We start from the raw sequence: 18,335 nt of genomic DNA on the forward strand, positions 1-18,335 counted from the left end.
ACTTTTTCTACTAAATAGTCCAATTCTCTAACTTTAAACCAACAATTCTCTGATAATGACGAAGATTGTTAGTAACTAAAATCAAATCTTCGGTTATGGCGACGCTAGCAATCAGTAGATCGAAATCTGCTAAGGGTGTTCCTGCTTGACGCAATTTAGCTTTTAGTTGACCAAATTTTTTCAATGTTTCATTACTCAATGATCTGACAGGAAGGGATTGAATAAAAGTTTCTGCAGTGATTAAATTTTTCTCAATTTTGCTTGAGTTATATGCCCCAAAGTATAATTCCGAAACTGTAATGGAGCAGATGGCTATTTCACTTCGATCTAGTTGGTTAATTTTCTCTCTGACTTGATTTCTTCCTTTGAGCCAGTAAATACAAATATCAGTATCCAGTAAATATTTCACGGTTACAATGAACTATAACTGTTATTGCGGCTCTCATAAATTTCCTCGATTATTTCTTGTTCTGTCTTATCATCTTCCCAAGCCCCAAAAGTTTCAACTAATAATTCTCTTTCGTTTTTTTGAGAAATCATCATTTCTCTTTGGACAGTCTTTTTGGCAATATTTTCAATCAATTGCTCTAACTCCAATAAGGTTAAATCGCCAATAGTTTGCTTGGAATATGGTTGATTAGTCATAGCATCTATAGCAGCTTTAATTAAAATTATCTTCTTTAATTATCTCAAATATTCTCACTTTTCTTACTTTTCCCCAATTAAATGTAATAACTCCCGTACAGACTCATCTCGAGCGATAGTTACATCAGTCAATTGTTCATTCAGGCGCTCGCGCCGATTCTCCATACCCAATATCTGACTCGTACTTACCCCTACCGTACTTATAAACAATCCTCACTACTTCCCTTTGCCGATCTAAAGTCTCTAGTTGAGAAGTTAGTAACTCATGTTTGCGTTGAGCAGCTTCATAGTCTAAAAGCAGGTGCAGCACTTCATCTTCTAGCTTTAGCTTCTCCGCTTCCTGCTGCCTTTCTAGTTCGGCTTTAGCTGCTAACAAGTCTGCGGTTCTGATTTCCAGGTTGGCGATCGCTAGATTATCTCTCTGCATCCCACCACCACCAAAGAGATTTTGAATGATGTCTACGGGATTGGTAGTAATGTAGTTAGTCCATTTCTTCTTTGATGTGTAATCGATACGATCTTCTGTAACTGCCAACCGTCGCTCGATTGCGGTAATTCGATCGCTCGTCTGCTGGAGTTTATTTGAGTTGGCGATCGCTCGTTTGGTTAGTTGTTCTAAACATTCATTACTACTATTGAGACAAGGCAGTTCAATTGTTGGTTTTAACTCCTGACTTCTGACTCCTGACTTCTGACTTCTGCCTTCCAACCATGAGGGTGACTTCGGCTGTGAGAGAACCATCGGGGGATTGACCGAGCCAATTAACACGGCGAACAGTACCAGCATAGGGAGATTTGACAACGGAAAGGGTAGCGATCTGATTTTCAACATTATTCAATTTCTCCTGTAGCTGTGTAACCTGAAATTCTCTGTCTGTCAGTCTTTGTTCGTATTCTGCTAGCTGCCGTTGGTAATTGAGACGAGCTTGATTCATTTCTTCGACGCGACGGGCGGAATTAATCAAAGCTTGGTACTCTTGGTATTTCCTGCTGTGTTTGGCACTCTGCATCTTGCCCATCGCTAGCTGATAATCCCTAACTGCTGCCGTATGCTCTTGCTTTAGCTGTTTGAGTTTGGCTTGTTCGTGTTCGAGAATAACCGGGTCTAAGTTTTTTACTCCTTTGAGATAGTTTATTTCTTCCTGTTTGAGTTCTAGTTCCGATTCTACCGAGGCGATCGCACTTTTAGTTTTCTCTACAGCTGCTTCGTGTTCTAAATAGCTGACTGGCGGTAGTGCCATTACTGTCGGTACTGCTTGGGGTGCGGCTGGTGGTGTAATAGAAGCTGCGCCTATTCGGTCGAGAGATAGCTGTAATTGTTTCTGTTGAGCGGTCAGTCTAGTTCGTTCTCGTTCCCTGTCGGCAATGATTTCACCTTTGGCTACTTGTTCTTCTTCACTGACTTTGAGATCGTCTGGTTCGGTGACATTGACGGTGATAGTTAGGCGTTTGGGTATAGTAGTTTCTGTCTGCGTTGCTTGAGCGATATCTGTTGCCCAACTGGGTAGGGGGTAGATGTTAGTGGAAATTATGGTTATGGCGATCGCTATTGTTATCAGCCCATAGACGGGTATGTAAAATAAATTGTGTCAAAGGTCAAAACACACTCTAATAAATAGAATTAATGTGAGGAATGAGACTATGACCTTTCGACCAGAGTTAATTGATGAACTGCTCAAAGACTATGAAAAACCAGAAGACCTTATTGGAGAAGGAGGAATCCTCAAACAACTGACCAAAAAACTCGTAGAGCGTTGTTTAGAAGCTGAAATAGACGTACATCTAGAGACTCAGAAGGCAGAGCGGGGCAAAAAAGAGCGACAAAATCGACGCAACGGACACAGCCGTAAAACCATTAAGGGGGAGTTTGGCGAAGCGGAACTTGCCGTGCCTCGCGATCGCGATCGCCAATTCGAGCCTCAGATGGTCAAAAAAGGACAAACTCGTTTTACAGGCTTCGATGACAAGATTCTCGCCCTGTATGCGAGAGGAATGACCACTCGTGATATCCAAGCCCAACTACAAGACCTTTATGGAGTAGAAGTATCGCCAGCCCTGGTATCTCAAGTAACCAATGCGGTTCATGAAGAGCGACTCCAGTGGCAAAATCGCAGCCTAGAGGCAGTGTATCCAATTATCTTTTTTGATGCTTTGGTCGTCAAAGTCAGACAGGAGGGAAGAGTCATCAACAAAGCCGTCCATCTAGCTCTGGGAATCAACATCGAAGGCGATAAGGAGTTATTGGGGCTGTGGATGACCCAGACAGAAACGGCAAAATTCTGGCTGTCGGTGTTAACTGAGTTAAAGAATCGTGGAGTCAAGGATATCTTTATTGCTTGTATCGATGGTCTGACGGGCTTCGCCGAAGCGATTGAAACGGTATTTACGCAAACCCGCGTACAGTTATGTATGGTACACATGGTCAGGAACTCCCTACGCTATGTCTCCTACAAACACCGTAAAGCTGTTGCCGCTGACCTCAAACGAGTGTACACTGCCGCTACTGAAGCTGAAGCCGAACAGGCACTAATAACTTTTGCTGACAAGTGGGACTCCACTTATGCCCCAATTAGTAGGTCTTGGCTGGCTCACTGGCAGCACGTGATTCCGTTTTTCCAGTTTCCTCCAGAAATCCGTCGCATTATTTACACCACTAATGCGATCGAGTCGATGAATATGACTCTTAGAAAAGTGTTGAAGAATCATCGGATTTTTCCAACAGATGAAGCTGCGCTCAAAGTTATTTATCTTGCGATTAATAACTTATCTCAGAGATGGACTAGACCTTTACGGGATTGGAAAGCTGCTTTAAATCGATTTGCCATCGAGTTTGAAGGACGGCTTCCACTTTAACTTTCTTTGACACAAACTTATTGACAGATCCGGTTGTGCGCTATTGATAATTCATAGGGCGTAGAGCTATTAAAAACAAATACCTAAAAACTTCCACATACACCGACCCCTGAGAGTTCATCGGTTACGATACAAATTATCTGTAGCGGGTGATGGGTAACGTTAGGTTGGGAAAATAATCGAGTTACAGGGATACAAATATGCCAGTACCTTTAGAATACGAGCGCGCTTCAGATCGGTTTTACGATTACCTAGTAGACGCACGGGATACGGCGGGACTCTGGAGTACTCATGTAACTTATACCATGACCCAAGGCGTATTTCAGACGTTTCGTCGCCGACTTTCAACGGAAGATGCGATCGCTTTTGCCAATGTACTACCAATTTGCCTGAGATCGCTCTTTATTACCGACTGGAATACAGATGAGCCGATCGCGCCATTCGAGGAGCGTGAAGTTATGATGCAGGAGGTTAAGTCGTTGCGATCGGAACATAATTTTTCTACAGATACGGCAATTCGTGATGTGGCTAGTGCTTTGAGGAGGCACGTAGATGAATCAGCCTTCGATCGCCTGCTTGACAAATTACCAGTAGGTGCAGTTGAGTTTTGGAAAATATGATTTACTTGCTCTTTTCTATAGGTGAACGTTTGACAAATTAAGGAGGCTTTATGGTTGTCCTAGTTGTATTACTCAGCGTTTTTTTTGTGTCGTGGGGAATACTGTGGATTACAGGTCGATCCAATCGGGTTCGCACCGCAGGCTGTATTGCGTTTGCTGCTCTCTTTATATTTACAGGAGTTAGTCATTTTAGTTTAGCCGACGGTATGGTGTGGATGCTGCCGAAGTGGATACCTAATCGTTATCCCATCATCTACATCACTGGAATCATGGAAATTGTCATGGGGATTGGCTTTCTATTCTCATCTACTCGGCGTATTACAGGTATCATGGCGATCGCATTTCTGATTTGCGTGCTGCCCTCTAACATTTATGCCTCACTCAATTCCGTAGATTTTGGTGGCAATGTCCAAGGTGCGCGATATCTTCTCTTCCGTATACCACTGCAACTTTTTCTGATTTGGTGGGTTGGGTTTATGGCTGTACGGCGATAGCGGAGAAGCACAGTTCACCCTGAAGAGATTTAGCTCATTTTTAATTTGGAAGTTCGACACAAATCAAAGATAACTAAACCCAAACACACGCTCGGAGATGATGGCATGAAACCAAAAGTAATTCTTTATACTGCTGCAAGCTTAGATGGCCGAACTAACGGTTTTTCTATCGATCTAAATCTTTTTTATTCGCTGGCGCAACAATGGGGCGAAAACGCATCCCTGGTAGGATGTGATACCCTAATGAATGCAGTGGATGAAATACCCAATGACGACCGATCCGATCTGTCCGCAGTTACACCGAACGCTGAAGATCTACGTCCTATCCTGGTAGTTCCAGACAGTCGCGGGAGACTAAAAAGCTGGCACTATTGGCGAAAACAACCATATTGGAAAGATTTCGTTTCTTTATGTACGAAGAGTACACCACCCGAACATTTTGAATACCTGACTCAAAATAAGATCGAAATTATAGAAGCAGGAACTAACCACGTAGACTTTAGGATAGCCCTTGAAAAGCTAAATGATAGGTTTGGCACTCGTTGTCCGTGTTGATAGTGGGGGAACTCTGAATGGAGTATTGCTTAGGGCAGGGGTAGTTGATGAACTCCACCTTTTAATGCATCCGACCCTAGTAGGTGGAACTTCTCAGCAAACGTTCTTCAAAGACGTAAATTTTGAAGATGGTGATGTAATTCCTCTTCGGTTCTTAGATTCAAGGTTAGAAAAACAAGGAATTTTACTTCTTAGTTACGCAGTATTTTAATGAAATTAGATAAGTGAGAAACTTTGTAACAAAGATGAAATTACTAAAGCAACGATAAACAGGAGGGATCTATGAATGTAGAAATCAAAACCATTACCACTCCTTTTGCATTCAATATTTCCGTAAATTGCTACCTTCTTAAAATCGGCAATGATTATATTTTAATCGATACTGGGATGCCAAATCAGCGCAGTACTATTGAAACAAAACTGAGAAACGCAGGCTGCCAGTCGGGAAATCTTAAGCTGATTATCTTAACTCATGGAGATATAGACCATTGTGGAAATGCTGCATATTTTGGTCAAAAGTTTGGGACGAAAATAGCTATGCATCATGCCGATCTAGGCATGGTCGAACGGGGAGATATGTTCTGGAATCGCCGAAAACCAAATTTTGCCATCGAGATAATATTTGGTTTATGGTTCGGATTAAATAAATTAGATAGATTTAAACCCGATCTGTATCTAAAAGATGGAGATAATCTGGCTGAATATGGATTAGATGCTCGAGTTCTCGATCTTCCTGGTCATTCAAAAGGCTCAATCGGCATTTTATTAGCCAAAAATCTATTCTGCGGAGATTTATTGGGGAATACCGACGAACCAAAACTGTGGTCGATTATCGACGATCCTTCGGCAGCAAATGCCAGTGTCGAAAAACTCAAAAGTTTAGCGATCGATACTGTTTACCCTGGACACGGGAAACCATTTTTAATGGAACAGTTCAGTCACAACAACTAACAAATCGCGACTTAAAAGGTAGGTGATTAAAGTGAACCAGAACATAACCATATCAGTGGTTTGGCGGTAAAGCTGTACCAATGGCGGGGATTGCTGCTGTTGGTGTCCTGCCCGAATATCGAGGACAAGGTGTTGCCAATCGGCTTTTAAAACAGACAATTCAAGAGTTACATAGTCAGCAAATACCTATTTCGGCTCTATATCCTGCAACTCAAGCACCCTATCGAAAGGTAGGATACGAACAAGGTGGAAGTTCCTGTAAGTGGCAACTACCAACAGCCAGCATTCAGCTACAGGAAAGAGATTTAGCACTGGAACGAATTGAAGTAAGCGATCGCCGTATTGCCGATATTTATAGTCAACAGGCTCGGTTGAACAATGGCAACCTGGATCGTAATAAAGCTATCTGGCAAAAAGTATTAGAACCTCCAGAAAAAGGAACGCTTTATGCTTATCTAATTGGTTCACCTGCCCAACCAGAAGGTTATATAATTTTTACTCAAGAAAAGGAGCAGATAGAGATCGCCGATTGGGCATTATTAACCGCAGCAGCAGCCAAGCGAGTATGGACATTCTTGAGCGATCATCGTTCTCTGATTAAAGAGGTAACCTGGTGGGGTTCTCCTGTTAATCCTTTTGTACTTCTATTGCCAGAACAAAGCCCGACTCTAGTTAAGCAAACAAATTGGATGTTGCGTATTATCGATTTACCTGCTGCACTGTCAAAGCGGGGTTATCCATCAGAATTGGAATTAGAATTACATTTAGATGTTCGAGACGATCATATTCCTGCTAACAATGGTAAATTTTGTTTGAGGGTATCTCAAGAGAAAGGAAAGGTAGATCGGGGAGGAAATGGCGATTTTCAACTTAATATCCGTCATTTCGCCTCTCTATATACAGGCTTTTTGAGTCCTATTCAGTTAAAGCAGTTAAACTATTTACAAGCTCCTCCCGCAGCTTTAGCAGCAGCAAGTCTAATTTTTTCAGGCGATCGCCCTTGGATGCCAGACTTCTTTTGAGTCTTCACCGACAAAGTTACCCTGAGACAAACTTCCAAGTTTATAGGATTCGAGTAGCGATTGCAACACCCTAATCGCGATCGAGCATGGCAATTCAAACACCTACAGCAGTCTTTGCACTAAAGTGCTTGGGTTGCAGGTAGCCAATGAGCTCAATTAAGAAGAAATTCTCGATGTTTATTGTTCGAGTGAAATAAGCGTCGATCGCTCCTGGCGGTAAGCTCTAGGAGTCATTCCTGTGATGGCGCGAAAGCATCTACCTAAGTGGCTCTGGCTATTGAAACCACAATTTAAAGCTATATCTGCGATTGAGCTATCGGCTTTTTTAAGTAAATTTTTAGCCAGTTCGATTCTCTGCTGCATTACATATTGATGGGGAGCTATTCCCGTGGATTTTTTAAATAGTCTGCTGAAATGAAACTGACTGATTCCGAGGAATTTTGCCAAATCTTTAATCTTGATAGATTCAGTTAGGCGATCGTTTATGTAGTCAGTAACCTGTAGTATCTGGCGATTTGCGAAGCATAGCCGAAGGCATCGCTCAATCCCCCTGGATAAGTTGCTATCTGGAGTTGAGTTGCTGAATAATCTCTAAGCAAGTTTACAGTTAGGGCATTAGCCAAAGACTCGACATAAAGCTGTCCCACACCACTATTACCTTGATGTAGTTCGGCTCGTAACATTAGGGCTAACTGTTCGATTTTAGGGTTGCGGACGCGAAATTCGGTAATTAATTCCAGGCGATCGGGGTCAGTAGTAATTGTTTCTGTGGCAATCTGTTTGAGAAACTGAGGCGGAATAGCAATCTGTAGGTGGCGATCGTCACCATAAGCTCGGTAAGAACTGATAAGTTCGGCAGGAAAAATCGTCAAGTCGCCTTTGGTATATACTCCCGTAAAAGAACGTTCTCCCGCAGCCTGCCAGATACGATGTGGTCGAGTTGCTAAAGACAAGCATACTATATGATCTGGCTCATAACTAGATTCGCCACTGCCAGAAGGGTTCTGAAATTCTTCGACTACAATTGATTCCCAACCTAAGTCTTGACTGGTAGCGATGGGCGATCGCCTTTCTGCTAATGGTTTCTCAGATGAATTTGTCATGTCTTCTAAAACTGAATCTACAAACTCGGAGCAAGTTTTTGACAGTCACGCAGGATTTAAGTAGTTCTTCTGATTTGATTTGCCTATTCTGTAATTGTAACGATTTGGCAAAGGCAACTTAATAACTAGCCAGAAGTTTAGTAGAAATATGGTTAAACCACTGCATATTGATGTTTATTCTAGGGCAGAAAGATAAGCTCTTTGGGCATGGCATGGCTACGCACTCTCGCCCCTTGAATAAAGAATTTATGAGAAAGAAAAAATTATGGCAACGCGATCGCTACCACCAAATTGCTTATCTCGAATCCTCTAGTTCAAATATTGCGTTATCGAAGGTGCAGTGCAATCGGCTTTGGACAAGAATCAGCCCTGGAAGTAGTGCTTAGTTTTTCAAGCCGAAAGATAACATTTAACACCCGTTAAAAATATTGTTGCTAGTCAGTAACTTGTTTAGTAGCAAATACTTTAATACTTGCAATAATCCTCAAGGAGGATAACTTTATGAAATCTTTTCTATATGCGTCTTTGTCTACGCTAGTTCTCTGCTTGAGTCTATCAACTCAGGCAAAAGCAGATGCTTTGCAGACAACTCCATTTAATTTGGTGAATTTAGCTCGTCATGGCTATTTTCAAGAACACAATATTCCCAGCTATAGCAGACTTTATTCTGCCGTCAGAGCCAGAAAAATCAAGGCTGAGGATATCGTGAAAGCTGCGATCGCCAAACGCAGACTATCACCTGAAACTCTCAAAGACAAAGGCTATTTAAGAACTGTAAAATTCATGCTAAATCGTCTTTATCAGAGATAAGTTTAATGGCGATCGCTTTTTTTGCTACATTGACACCAAGGGATCTGGCGAAAATCTCCTTAAGTAGACAGTTTTAGTTGGGACGCTCCTGAATGTCAGACTCCTTTTAAGTCTTGAATGTCATTTGTCCTTCGCCATTAGGTTGTTTCATAAATAATTTAGAACCGCTATATTCTATGTCACGCTCTTAATCTCGGTCGATATTTGGTACGGCTGCTTGTATATGCTTTAATCTCTCGACTGTTTCTTCAAGAGTTGCGCGATCGAGCTTCTCACAGAGTATTTCATCAAGTTCTGCTAGTAGTTTCCTTGAATCTGACATCAGGTTTTCGCCCAATTCGGTAAACAGTATTTGTTTCTGTTTTCCTTTGCCGTCAACTTGCTTTAAATAACCAACACAGCATAAATCTTTGACTTTTTTGGCAACCATTTGCCTGGAAATGCATAGATTTCGGGCAATTTCCGAACCATAGTTAGTGCCACATTTTATCGCGCACAGAAAATTGAGAACGCAGGGCGTTATAGATTTATATCCCTTATCCTTCAAAGCATTGGATAGATAAAGCGATATTTGTTCGTTCATTTCTGCTGCACCAAAGAATAATTGGAGCGATCGACTTTCCACAATCGGAACATCTCTTTTTGTAAACCTGGTTGACATAAATAAAAAATTCACACTAGCATAAACTTATTGTCAACCAAATTTACATAGATAGCAAAGCAATTAAGCGATCGCGTAGCCTTCGGATCGCACTTCAAAGTTTTTGAGACAACAACATAATCAAGGAGATTCCAATGAATAGCTCACTACCATTACGAATTGTCCTCTTAGCAAATGCTACTTTTTCGTTTACTTGCTCGATAAGAAGGTTGAATTTTTAGAAATATTTCAGTAGGAAAATTTTAATCAATGAAAGCGGCTGTTATTAGAAAATTCGGTGAGCCAGATGTTTTAGATTATGCTGAAGTAGATACTCCTGAACCCGAAGAAGGTGAGGTTCGAGTCAAGATATTGGCAACTGGTTTAAATCGTCTCGACCATTATGTACGTTCGGGGGTCGTCAATCCCGAACTAAATTTTCCTCATATTCTAGGTTCTGATGCTGTCGGTGTAGTAGATAAAAACGGATTAAAATCAAATCGATTTCGAGTTGGAGAACGAGTGATTTCTTTACCTGGATATCCCGTAAACCCTCAAGAGGACAACTTTAGTCCTATGAGTGCAGCACCTAGCTATGTAGCTCGCGGTGTAGTTCAATGGGGAACCTATGCCGAATATACGATAGTGCTAGAAAAATGGCTAGTCAAAGATGATACAGGGTTAGAAAACGAACAGGTTGCAACTTTACCCATGCCTTTGGTTACTTGTGTCAGAGCTGTAAAAGTAATTGGCGAAGTTAAAGAAGGCGATACTGTTGTCATTCATGGCGCAGCTTCAGGAACAGGCTCTATTAGTTTGCAAATTGCTAAAGCTCTTGGTGCTAGAGTTGCAGCGACTATTAGAACTCCAGAAAAAGAAGATTTCGTCAAAAATTTAGGCGCGGATATTGTTATCAAAATTGAGTCTGAAGACTTTGTAAAGATGGTTAGAGACTGGACAAAGGGACAAGGCGTTGACACGATTATCGATAATCTTGGCGGCAGCTTTTTCTCTAAATCCCTTAAGGTACTGAAGCCACTTGGCATTTTGGTTTCTATGGGAATAGTTACAGGAATGGAGACAACCATTGAAATTGCTCCATTCATTTTTGCACAACAGCAAATTAGAGGTACAGCAATGGGCGACATGAAGGATTTGCTCTGGGGTTTAGAACAGGTAAAAGCAGGTAAGATTAAACCAACACTCGATCGAGTCTATTCTTTAGATCGAGCGAAGGATGCACACGTTCGCCTAGCAGCAGGAAAAGCTCTTGGTTCCATAGTCTTGAAGCCTTGAAGCCTAAGCACGAACGTCTCTTTAAAGCAAAGAGCTAATTGCTGTTATTATTCGTGCAGAATTATTCATTCAAGACAAGATTTCGATCTTAGTATTATAAGCGATCGATTTTGAGAGTTTTTCCGAACTTAGAAAACCGAGCAAGATTTGAATAAGGATCTATCGAATTTTTACAAACTGGGCGATCGATTGTCGCACTATCAAGAAACTATTACCGTCTATTTTGTATAGATGCCTGCAAGCCCTCTTTATGTTTAACATCAGCTTTTTTAGGAAGCGATTCGGTTGTTAAAGACTTAGATTATGTAGTCTGCTCGCTGTTAAGTCATCCGTGCAAAATGTACTTCATTTAATTAAGAGGAGATGCCGATGAATAACTCACTACCATTAAAAATTGCTCTTATGGCAAATGCTGTTTTCTCATTTGCTTGTGCCATGTTGATGATATTCAACTTGTCTATTGTCGAGGAAATACTTGGTATCCAAGCACCGTTGCTGATTCAATCCGTCGGCATAGGGCTAGCTGTCTTTGCGGTGGATTTGCTCCATCAAGCCACACGAAAGAGGGTTGCTAGTTGGCGATCGCTTTACGCTAGTATGGGAGACTTTCTCTGGGTATTGGCTACTTTAGTATTGCTGGGAATCTTTCCTAACGCACTATCGAGTTCGGGTAATTTACTGGCGATCGCAGTAGCTATAACTGTCTTTACTTTTGGTGTGTGGCAACTTTGGGCTATTCAACGCGCTTACCAACTCCCAACTGGTGAATATCGTCTTTGTATTCCTGTTTTTGTCAACGTTCCTGCGAAAGAGATGTGGAGTGTGGTTAGTAATTTGGGAGATATCAAAAAGTATGCAGCATCCCTGAAAAGTTCTGTAGTTCTAAATAGACAAACCTCTGGCGTTGGTGCTGTGCGAGTGTGTGAAGACCATTCGGGGCAACGTTGGTCGGAAGAATGCGTGCAGTTTGAGGACGGTTGTAACTTTGTACTACGTTTTGCCTCAGAAGCTCCCGATTTTCCTTTCCCCGTTCAAACCATGATAGGTGGCTGGGAAATCGTTCCCTGGGATCGAGGAACTCAGATTATGGTTTGGTGGGAATTAATGCCAAAACCCAAATATCTAGCATCAATTATTCTGCCGATGCTAGCTTTCCAAGCAGATCGCACTCTGCCAAAAATTATTCAAAATATGGCAGTAGATACATTAGGAAGCACCCCTAAGTTTATGAATAAGGGAAATCAAAAAGCGATCGCCCTACTTCTGCCGAAGTTTTGCTGATATCGATATGATTAATGCTTAACCTTTGGTAAAGATAAAAATTATGTGATGCCTAAGCAATCCAAAAAATCAACTGTTTAACGAAGTAAGGAAGGATATTAAGTCATGCAATCGCAATGGATCGAAACCGATCATCACAAAGCTACCTACGAAGCCTTTGACTACGTTCCTGGCGTGACAGCATCTGGCAAATTTGCCTTCATTTCTGGTCAGGTTGGAGTAGAAGAAGACGGCACCGTGAGTAATAATTCGGAAATACAGATCGCACGTGCCTTTGCTAATCTAGGAGAGATAATTAAAGCAATTCCCGCTAGCCCGCGAGATGTTGTCGATATCACAACCTATCATGTCGGCTTACGGGAATATTTGCCCCTGGTAAGCGCAGAGAAAAAGAAGTTTTTTGGCGATTGGAACCCAGCTTGGACGGCTATTGGTATCACCGATCTTGCCATTGAAGGGCTGCTACTAGAGATTCGCGCCGTTGTGCTTTTACCGTCCATGGGTTAAAGCTTTTGCGAATTAAGTAACTATCGGGTAGATCGATGCATAACAAGTTATAAAATCATCACTGGCAGTTGTTAACTTTTTCAAGTTTAGCGATCGCGCTGACTCAACTTTAACCAATGAATGGAAAAGAATCGATGTTTATGGTTTTGGTCAAAAATTACCAACAGCTAAACATCTGCCACTCTATCTTACCTGTATAAACGAGCGAAGCTCGTAGCTATAAGCTGTAAGCCATAAGCCAGAAAGACAGAAGTTTTAAACCCCTCCTAACTGTGAACTACGCTCGCAAGTATTGTTTAGTAGGGGTCGAGTGGCCCTCTAGCTTAGAGCTTGGAGCTTAAAGCTTAAAGCTTTTTGATAAATCTTTAGTAGTAGAACTACAGTTTTTGGCTGCATTACCGTATTTGATTTATTTCCACGTGCATCCTTATTTCTTCCCAATTAACCTCTAATGTTGAGTACCCAGATAACGCGATCTGCTCACAGTTAAGTCACCTGTGCCAAATGAACTTCATTTAATTGAGATAGCTACAAATAATTATCTGGGATTTGAACAAATCCCTAAGAAAGATGAAATCTTCTGAATTTGCCAAACTGTTCGACGAGAAGTCTGAAGAATTTGAATCCTCACCAGCAGGGAATCGTCCCTCAAAATGGCTCTGGGTATTTTTGAGCTTGACAATACTTCTTGGTGGCGGTGTCAGTTGGCTATGGCTGAAGCAAAATAATGCTCCTCTGTCGGTAGAAAGCCAATCTGCTCCTGCTATTCCCGTAAGAATGCAACAGTTAGAAGCTAGCACTATTAGTAATAGTTCCGAGTTTGTTGGCGCACTTGAGGCACAGCAAAGAGTGAGTTTACAACCAGAAGCTGAAGGAAGAATTACCGAAATTTTAGTTAGCTCTGGCGACAATGTTAACCAGGGAACACCACTAATTCAACTTCGACCCGATAAAAACAATGCACAACTCAATAGTGCGATCGCCAGAATAAATTCTTTGCAAGCAGCACTCAATCAAGCTGAATCAGAACTCAGAGCAGCAGAAGCAGAAGCATCTAGAGAAGCAGCAGAGCTAGAGTTACAGCAAGAAGAATTTAAACGAACGAGTTTTTTGGTTTCCGAAGGAGCGCAATCAGACCAAGATCTAGACCTGGTTAAACGCGATCGCTCCTCTGCCTTTGCTAGTTTTGAAGCTGCTCAAAAAAGAATCAACTCTGCCGAAGCCTCGATCGAGGCTGCTAATGCCGATCTCAGGCAAGCCGAAGCAGATGCCGATTTAGAACGGGAAAATCTACGAGATACAGAAGTAGTTGCTCCAGTTACGGGGCAGATCGGCGATATTCCAGTTAAGGTTGGAGATTATGTCGAAATTACTGACACTCTTACCACAATTACCCAAAACCAGACTTTGGAATTACGTCTTGCCGTTCCAATTGAAGATACTACTAGATTGAGTATCGGACTGCCAGTGGAACTAAGGACATCTCCAGGAGGCAATCCTTTAGTAATAGGCAAGATTAGTTTTATCTCTCCTACAGTCGATACAACATCTCAGACTGTTTTGGCAAAAGCTAGTTTTCCCAATCCCCAGGGAATACTGCGCGATCGGCAATTTGTTCTAGGCAGAATTATTTGGGATCGAGCTTCAGGGGTTTTAGTACCCGCTTCGGCAGTTACTCGTTTGGGAAGTCAGGCATTTGTGTTTGTCGCCCAAGATACAGCAGACAGCGAATCGGGAGAGGCAACCCTGATAGCCGAGCAACGTCCTGTTAAGTTAGGTTTAATTCAAGGAAATTACTATCAAGTTATTGAAGGGTTAGAGCCTGGAGAAACCCTGATTACGTCTGGTTTGTTGAATCTATCTGATGGGGCTGCCATCATGCCAGAATCGGCAGAATCGTCAACAGAGGCTGCCCTTGAGGGGAGTTAGTACGGGCGAACAGCCGTTCGCCCGTACAGTAGTTGGTTGTTCTAACTGAATCTCCGATCTTTTTAGGTGGAGATAATCGAGGTCAATTGCGCGATCGCGCTCGAATTCTTATGTTTATCGAAACTTTTATCAAGCGACCAGTATTAACTATTGTCTGTTCGATTGTCGTTTTGTTGGTGGGCTTAGTCAGTATTCCCACTTTACCTGTCGAACAGTACCCCGATATCAGCCCAGTGCAAGTGGTAGTCAGTGCTAACTACATTGGAGCTAGTGCCGAAGTTGTGGAAAAAACCGTCACCACTGTTTTAGAAAGGCAAATTAACGGTGTTGATGGCATGAAATATCTTAATTCGATTAGTTCTGAGGATGGTACTAGTCAGCTTACGGTTACCTTCGAGCAGGGTTATAACATTGATATTGCTGCGGTTGATGTCCTCAATCGAGTGTCTTTAGCCGAACCCCAACTACCAGATTTAGTTAGGCAAACAGGGGTTTCTGTGACTAAGCAATCTAGTAATTTTCTGCTGGGCATGGCAGTATTTAGCCAAGAAGAAGGTAAATACGACAGCAATTTTATCAGTAACTATGCCGATCTCTATGTCTTAGATGAAATTAGAAGAATTAGAGGGGTGGCTAATATTGTTCCCTTTGGCGAACGCCGCTATGCGATGCGTCTGTGGTTAGATCCCCAAAGGTTGGCTAGTCGGGGTCTTACGGCTCAAGATGTGGTCGATGCCCTCAACGAGCAAAACCTGGAAGTTGGTGCGGGAAGGATCGGTCAACCCCCAGCTAAAGACGGGCAATTGTATCAACTTACCCTTAAGGCTGTAGGTAGGTTAAAAGAAGCAACTCAATTTGAGGAGATGATTCTGCGATCGCAAGCGGATGGCACGCTGATTAAGCTCAAAGATGTGGGACGAGCTGAACTAGGAGCTGAAAATTATGAAACCTTTGCTAAGTATAGCGGTCGAAATGCCGTGGGCTACGGCATTCAGCAAGCTCCTGGCAGTAATGCTCTCGAAGTTGCCAATGCGGTAAAAGCTAAGGTAGCCGAACTGGCTGAAGATTTCCCCCCAGGAATTGATTATGAAATTCCCTACGACCCCAGTTTGTTTGTAGTTGAGTCGGGAAGGGAAGTGGTAAGAACTCTAGCTCAGGCTGTTCTGCTAGTAGTTCTGGTGCTGTTTGTCTTTTTACAGAACTGGCGAGCCACTTTAGTTCCTGCCATTGTGATTCCGATTTCTTTGATCGGAACTTTTGCCTTTATCAAATTGTTTGGGTTTTCCATTAATAGTCTGACTCTGTTTGGTTTAACTCTCGCTACGGGGATGGTGGTGGATGATGCGATCGTCGTCGTAGAAGATATTGTGGCAAAAGTGCAGGAAAAGGGGATGCAGCCCCGTATAGCAGCGATGGAGGCAATGCGAGAACTTTCCAGTGCTGTAATTGCCACTTCTTTGGTTCTTTTGGCGGTTTTTGTGCCTGTCGCATTTTTTCCTGGAACTACTGGGCAACTTTATAAACAGTTTGCCCTGACTATTGCTTTTTCAATTGTCATTTCTACTTTTAATGCTTTAAGTTTGACACCTTCGCTTTCCGCTTTACTGTTACGCCAAGGACAACAGCCACAAGGTTGGTTGGGTAAAGTTTTTGCTGTATTTAATCGTGGCATAGAGTACTTGCGCCAAGGATATCGCGGTATCTTATCGCCCTTAAGTCGGATTAAAGCCTTTATTGTGGGGCTATTTGTTTTCTTTCTGTTGTTGACAGTCTGGATGTATCGAACTGTACCCACCGCATTTTTACCCGAAGAAGACCAAGGCTATTTAATTAAACTAGTTCAAGCACCAGAAGGAACTGCTTTGGCATACACCGAACAAGTAGTCGATCGCTCAGATCGCTATTTTGAGGAAATACCCGAAGTAGCAGGGACGTTTTCCATTGGTGGCTTTGGTTTTACTGGAAACATAGCCAATGTAGCTACTACTTTTACTCCTTTTATTCCTTGGAGCGATCGCCGACAACCCGAACAGTCAGCCCAGGGAATTCTCGGTCAGACAATTGACAAACTAATGGCTATTCCCGATGCTAAGGTATTTGCGATTAATCCACCCACAATACAGGGTTTGGGGAATTTTGGAGGTTTTGTATTTCAGCTTCAAGACCGAGGTAATAACGATATTCAGACTTTCTTACAATTTGCGGGTCAGATTCTAGAAAAAGCTAATCAGGCTCCCGAACTACAAAATGTCTTTACTACCTATACCGCTAATTCTCCCCAACTACTATTGGAAATCGATCGCAACCAAGCTAAAGCGGTAGAAGTTGAGATTGATGATATTCTCAATACACTGCAAATTTTCCTGGGTTCGCGTTATGTCAACGACTTTAATGAGTTTGGCAGAACTTATCGAGTATACATTCAAGCAGATAAGGAGTTTCGTTCTAACCCCAAAGATATCGGCAAACTCTATGTTCGCTCTGCTCAAGAGCGAATGATTCCTCTGAGTAATTTAGTTCGAGTGACCCCTGTAACTGGACCACAAATTATTAACCACTATAATTTGCTACGTTCGATTGAAATCAACGGTGCTGCTGCGCCTGGTTATAGTTCTGGTCAGGCGATCGCTGCGATGGAACGCATTGCTGCTGAAGTTTTACCAAAAAATATGGATTATGAATGGTCGGGAATTTCCTTGGAAGAAATTGAATCTGGAGGACAAGCCCCAATTATTTTTGGCTTGGGAGTGTTCTTCGTTTTTCTCGTTCTAGCTGCTCAATATGAAAACTTTATCGATCCGTTTATTATTCTACTAGCAGTGCCTCTTGCGATCTTGGGCGCACTATCGGCAGCTTCCCTCAGAGGTTTCCCCAATGATGTTTACTGTCAAGTAGGTTTGGTGATGTTGATTGGCTTGGCGAGTAAAAATTCCATTCTGATTGTGGAGTTTGCCAACCAACTTCGAGAACAAGGTTTTTCTATTACTAAAGCTGCCTTAGAAGCAGCACAACAAAGACTCCGACCAATTATCATGACGGCAATTTCAACGCTGCTAGGAATTTTCCCTCTAGTTGTAGCTACAGGGGCGGGTTCGGCTAGTCGTCAATCCCTGGGAACAGCAGTCTTCGGTGGCATGGTAATTGCTACAGTTTTGAGTCTGTTTATCGTACCCATACTCTATATTATTGTGGCGAAACAATTGAGGAAATGAACCTTTATGTCAGAAATTATCCTCTATATTGCTATGAGCCTCGATAGCTACATTGCCAAACCAGATGGCAATGTAGATTGGCTCTCTAAAATCGATCTTGAAGGTGAAGATTACGGATACCAAAAATTCTTTGATTCAATTGATGCCGTCTTGATGGGTAGCAAAACTTACGAGCAAATTTTGGGCTTCGGAGAATGGTCTTACAAATCGAAGCATACTTGGGTTTTTTCTCAACGACAACTCGAATTAGTAGAACCTAGTATCAAAGTTACATCCAAATCCCCCAGAGAGGTTGTATCTGAGTTGGAATTACAACAACTAAATCGTGCCTGGCTGGTTGGAGGCGCAGCGATCGCTGCATCATTTCGAGAGCAAGGATTAATCGACAAATACATTATTTCCATCATTCCTGTGATT

At 42.2% G+C, this 18,335-nt stretch carries 20 protein-coding genes and 1 pseudogene; 14 read left to right on the forward strand and 7 right to left on the reverse strand.

The features are described from left to right. Positions 1–10: 10 nt before the first annotated feature. The 4 genes from vapC to ACLFKQ_RS28825 form a co-directional block, all read right to left on the reverse strand. The gene (gene vapC / locus ACLFKQ_RS28810; RefSeq protein WP_449003061.1) at positions 11–409 is read right to left on the reverse strand and encodes a type II toxin-antitoxin system tRNA(fMet)-specific endonuclease VapC; all 399 of its coding nucleotides are present in this window, start codon (positions 407–409) and stop codon (positions 11–13) included. A 2-nt stretch (positions 410–411) separates the two neighbouring features. Next, complete coding sequence (locus tag ACLFKQ_RS28815) at positions 412–645, reverse strand: hypothetical protein (protein WP_449003062.1); 234 nt, start codon at positions 643–645, stop codon at positions 412–414. A gap of 136 nt (positions 646–781) precedes the next feature. Then, the gene (locus tag ACLFKQ_RS28820; protein WP_449003063.1) at positions 782–1,387 is read right to left on the reverse strand and encodes a hypothetical protein; all 606 of its coding nucleotides are present in this window, start codon (positions 1,385–1,387) and stop codon (positions 782–784) included. Then, the gene (locus tag ACLFKQ_RS28825) at positions 1,296–1,886 is read right to left on the reverse strand and encodes a hypothetical protein (protein ID WP_449003064.1); all 591 of its coding nucleotides are present in this window, start codon (positions 1,884–1,886) and stop codon (positions 1,296–1,298) included. Before ACLFKQ_RS28825 ends, ACLFKQ_RS28820 begins: the two co-directional genes overlap by 92 nt. 400 nt (positions 1,887–2,286) lie before the next feature. Here ACLFKQ_RS28825 and ACLFKQ_RS28830 point away from each other — a divergent pair, with 400 nt between their 5' ends. The 7 genes and pseudogenes from ACLFKQ_RS28830 to ACLFKQ_RS28860 all read left to right on the forward strand — a co-directional run. Then, positions 2,287–3,498, forward strand: a complete 1,212-nt coding sequence (locus ACLFKQ_RS28830) for an IS256 family transposase (protein ID WP_448998010.1) — start codon at positions 2,287–2,289, stop codon at positions 3,496–3,498. Between the two features lie 200 nt (positions 3,499–3,698). Further along, the gene (locus ACLFKQ_RS28835) at positions 3,699–4,118 is read left to right on the forward strand and encodes a DUF2267 domain-containing protein (protein WP_449003065.1); all 420 of its coding nucleotides are present in this window, start codon (positions 3,699–3,701) and stop codon (positions 4,116–4,118) included. Positions 4,119–4,168: 50 nt separating this feature from the next. Then, entirely contained in the window at positions 4,169–4,612 is a 444-nt protein-coding gene (locus tag ACLFKQ_RS28840) for a DoxX family protein (RefSeq protein ID WP_449003066.1), read from the forward strand. Between the two features lie 45 nt (positions 4,613–4,657). Next, on the forward strand, positions 4,658–5,167 hold the full coding sequence (locus ACLFKQ_RS28845) for a hypothetical protein (protein ID WP_449003067.1): 510 nt from the start codon (positions 4,658–4,660) through the stop codon (positions 5,165–5,167). Further along, the gene (locus ACLFKQ_RS28850; protein WP_449003068.1) at positions 5,136–5,378 is read left to right on the forward strand and encodes a dihydrofolate reductase family protein; all 243 of its coding nucleotides are present in this window, start codon (positions 5,136–5,138) and stop codon (positions 5,376–5,378) included. Before ACLFKQ_RS28845 ends, ACLFKQ_RS28850 begins: the two co-directional genes overlap by 32 nt. 71 nt (positions 5,379–5,449) lie before the next feature. Then, complete coding sequence (locus tag ACLFKQ_RS28855) at positions 5,450–6,118, forward strand: MBL fold metallo-hydrolase (RefSeq protein ID WP_449003069.1); 669 nt, start codon at positions 5,450–5,452, stop codon at positions 6,116–6,118. Between the two features lie 71 nt (positions 6,119–6,189). Next, positions 6,190–7,140 (forward strand): annotated as a pseudogene (locus ACLFKQ_RS28860) (GNAT family N-acetyltransferase); the annotation flags it as partial. Positions 7,141–7,317: 177 nt separating this feature from the next. Here ACLFKQ_RS28860 and ACLFKQ_RS28865 read toward each other — a convergent pair. Continuing rightward, on the reverse strand, positions 7,318–7,587 hold the full coding sequence (locus tag ACLFKQ_RS28865; protein WP_449003070.1) for a helix-turn-helix domain-containing protein: 270 nt from the start codon (positions 7,585–7,587) through the stop codon (positions 7,318–7,320). A gap of 35 nt (positions 7,588–7,622) precedes the next feature. Continuing rightward, on the reverse strand, positions 7,623–8,243 hold the full coding sequence (locus ACLFKQ_RS28870; protein WP_449003071.1) for a hypothetical protein: 621 nt from the start codon (positions 8,241–8,243) through the stop codon (positions 7,623–7,625). A 501-nt stretch (positions 8,244–8,744) separates the two neighbouring features. Between ACLFKQ_RS28870 and ACLFKQ_RS28875 the strand changes: the two genes are divergently transcribed. Continuing rightward, positions 8,745–9,053, forward strand: a complete 309-nt coding sequence (locus ACLFKQ_RS28875; protein WP_449003072.1) for a hypothetical protein — start codon at positions 8,745–8,747, stop codon at positions 9,051–9,053. 187 nt (positions 9,054–9,240) lie between these two features. On the opposite strand, the gene ACLFKQ_RS28880 is transcribed toward ACLFKQ_RS28875, so the two are convergent. Beyond that, positions 9,241–9,714: a MarR family transcriptional regulator gene (locus tag ACLFKQ_RS28880; RefSeq protein WP_449003073.1), complete on the reverse strand. Its 474-nt coding sequence runs from the start codon at positions 9,712–9,714 to the stop codon at positions 9,241–9,243. A gap of 249 nt (positions 9,715–9,963) precedes the next feature. Between ACLFKQ_RS28880 and ACLFKQ_RS28885 the strand changes: the two genes are divergently transcribed. The 6 genes from ACLFKQ_RS28885 to ACLFKQ_RS28910 form a co-directional block, all read left to right on the forward strand. Further along, on the forward strand, positions 9,964–10,989 hold the full coding sequence (locus ACLFKQ_RS28885) for a quinone oxidoreductase family protein (RefSeq protein WP_449003074.1): 1,026 nt from the start codon (positions 9,964–9,966) through the stop codon (positions 10,987–10,989). A 369-nt stretch (positions 10,990–11,358) separates the two neighbouring features. Further along, positions 11,359–12,270, forward strand: coding sequence for an SRPBCC family protein (locus ACLFKQ_RS28890; protein ID WP_449003075.1), 912 nt, complete (start codon positions 11,359–11,361; stop codon positions 12,268–12,270). A 105-nt stretch (positions 12,271–12,375) separates the two neighbouring features. After that, positions 12,376–12,777, forward strand: a complete 402-nt coding sequence (locus tag ACLFKQ_RS28895; RefSeq protein ID WP_449003076.1) for a Rid family hydrolase — start codon at positions 12,376–12,378, stop codon at positions 12,775–12,777. Between the two features lie 570 nt (positions 12,778–13,347). Then, positions 13,348–14,706, forward strand: coding sequence for an efflux RND transporter periplasmic adaptor subunit (locus ACLFKQ_RS28900; RefSeq protein ID WP_449003077.1), 1,359 nt, complete (start codon positions 13,348–13,350; stop codon positions 14,704–14,706). Positions 14,707–14,816: 110 nt separating this feature from the next. Then, on the forward strand, positions 14,817–17,918 hold the full coding sequence (locus tag ACLFKQ_RS28905) for an efflux RND transporter permease subunit (RefSeq protein ID WP_449003082.1): 3,102 nt from the start codon (positions 14,817–14,819) through the stop codon (positions 17,916–17,918). Between the two features lie 6 nt (positions 17,919–17,924). Next, the coding region (locus ACLFKQ_RS28910; protein ID WP_449003078.1) for a dihydrofolate reductase family protein at positions 17,925–18,335 on the forward strand (411 nt) is incomplete at its 3' end.

It is taken from the genome of Myxosarcina sp. GI1(2024), from assembly GCF_053543375.1.

Bases quoted from the DNA above. Each gene is read 5' to 3' on its own strand.
- ACLFKQ_RS28885 (WP_449003074.1), top strand. From the start codon at position 9,964: ATGAAAGCGGCTGTTATTAGAAAATTCGGTGAGCCAGATGTTTTAGAT.
- ACLFKQ_RS28830 (WP_448998010.1), top strand. From the start codon at position 2,287: ATGACCTTTCGACCAGAGTTAATTGATGAACTGCTCAAAGACTATGAA.
- ACLFKQ_RS28815 (WP_449003062.1), bottom strand. From the start codon at position 645: ATGACTAATCAACCATATTCCAAGCAAACTATTGGCGATTTAACCTTA.
- ACLFKQ_RS28900 (WP_449003077.1), top strand. From the start codon at position 13,348: ATGAAATCTTCTGAATTTGCCAAACTGTTCGACGAGAAGTCTGAAGAA.
- ACLFKQ_RS28875 (WP_449003072.1), top strand. From the start codon at position 8,745: ATGAAATCTTTTCTATATGCGTCTTTGTCTACGCTAGTTCTCTGCTTG.
- ACLFKQ_RS28850 (WP_449003068.1), top strand. From the start codon at position 5,136: ATGATAGGTTTGGCACTCGTTGTCCGTGTTGATAGTGGGGGAACTCTG.
- ACLFKQ_RS28820 (WP_449003063.1), bottom strand. From the start codon at position 1,387: ATGGTTCTCTCACAGCCGAAGTCACCCTCATGGTTGGAAGGCAGAAGT.
- ACLFKQ_RS28870 (WP_449003071.1), bottom strand. From the start codon at position 8,243: ATGACAAATTCATCTGAGAAACCATTAGCAGAAAGGCGATCGCCCATC.
- ACLFKQ_RS28895 (WP_449003076.1), top strand. From the start codon at position 12,376: ATGCAATCGCAATGGATCGAAACCGATCATCACAAAGCTACCTACGAA.
- ACLFKQ_RS28880 (WP_449003073.1), bottom strand. From the start codon at position 9,714: ATGTCAACCAGGTTTACAAAAAGAGATGTTCCGATTGTGGAAAGTCGA.
- ACLFKQ_RS28890 (WP_449003075.1), top strand. From the start codon at position 11,359: ATGAATAACTCACTACCATTAAAAATTGCTCTTATGGCAAATGCTGTT.
- ACLFKQ_RS28905 (WP_449003082.1), top strand. From the start codon at position 14,817: ATGTTTATCGAAACTTTTATCAAGCGACCAGTATTAACTATTGTCTGT.
- ACLFKQ_RS28855 (WP_449003069.1), top strand. From the start codon at position 5,450: ATGAATGTAGAAATCAAAACCATTACCACTCCTTTTGCATTCAATATT.
- ACLFKQ_RS28840 (WP_449003066.1), top strand. From the start codon at position 4,169: ATGGTTGTCCTAGTTGTATTACTCAGCGTTTTTTTTGTGTCGTGGGGA.
- ACLFKQ_RS28825 (WP_449003064.1), bottom strand. From the start codon at position 1,886: ATGGCACTACCGCCAGTCAGCTATTTAGAACACGAAGCAGCTGTAGAG.
- ACLFKQ_RS28835 (WP_449003065.1), top strand. From the start codon at position 3,699: ATGCCAGTACCTTTAGAATACGAGCGCGCTTCAGATCGGTTTTACGAT.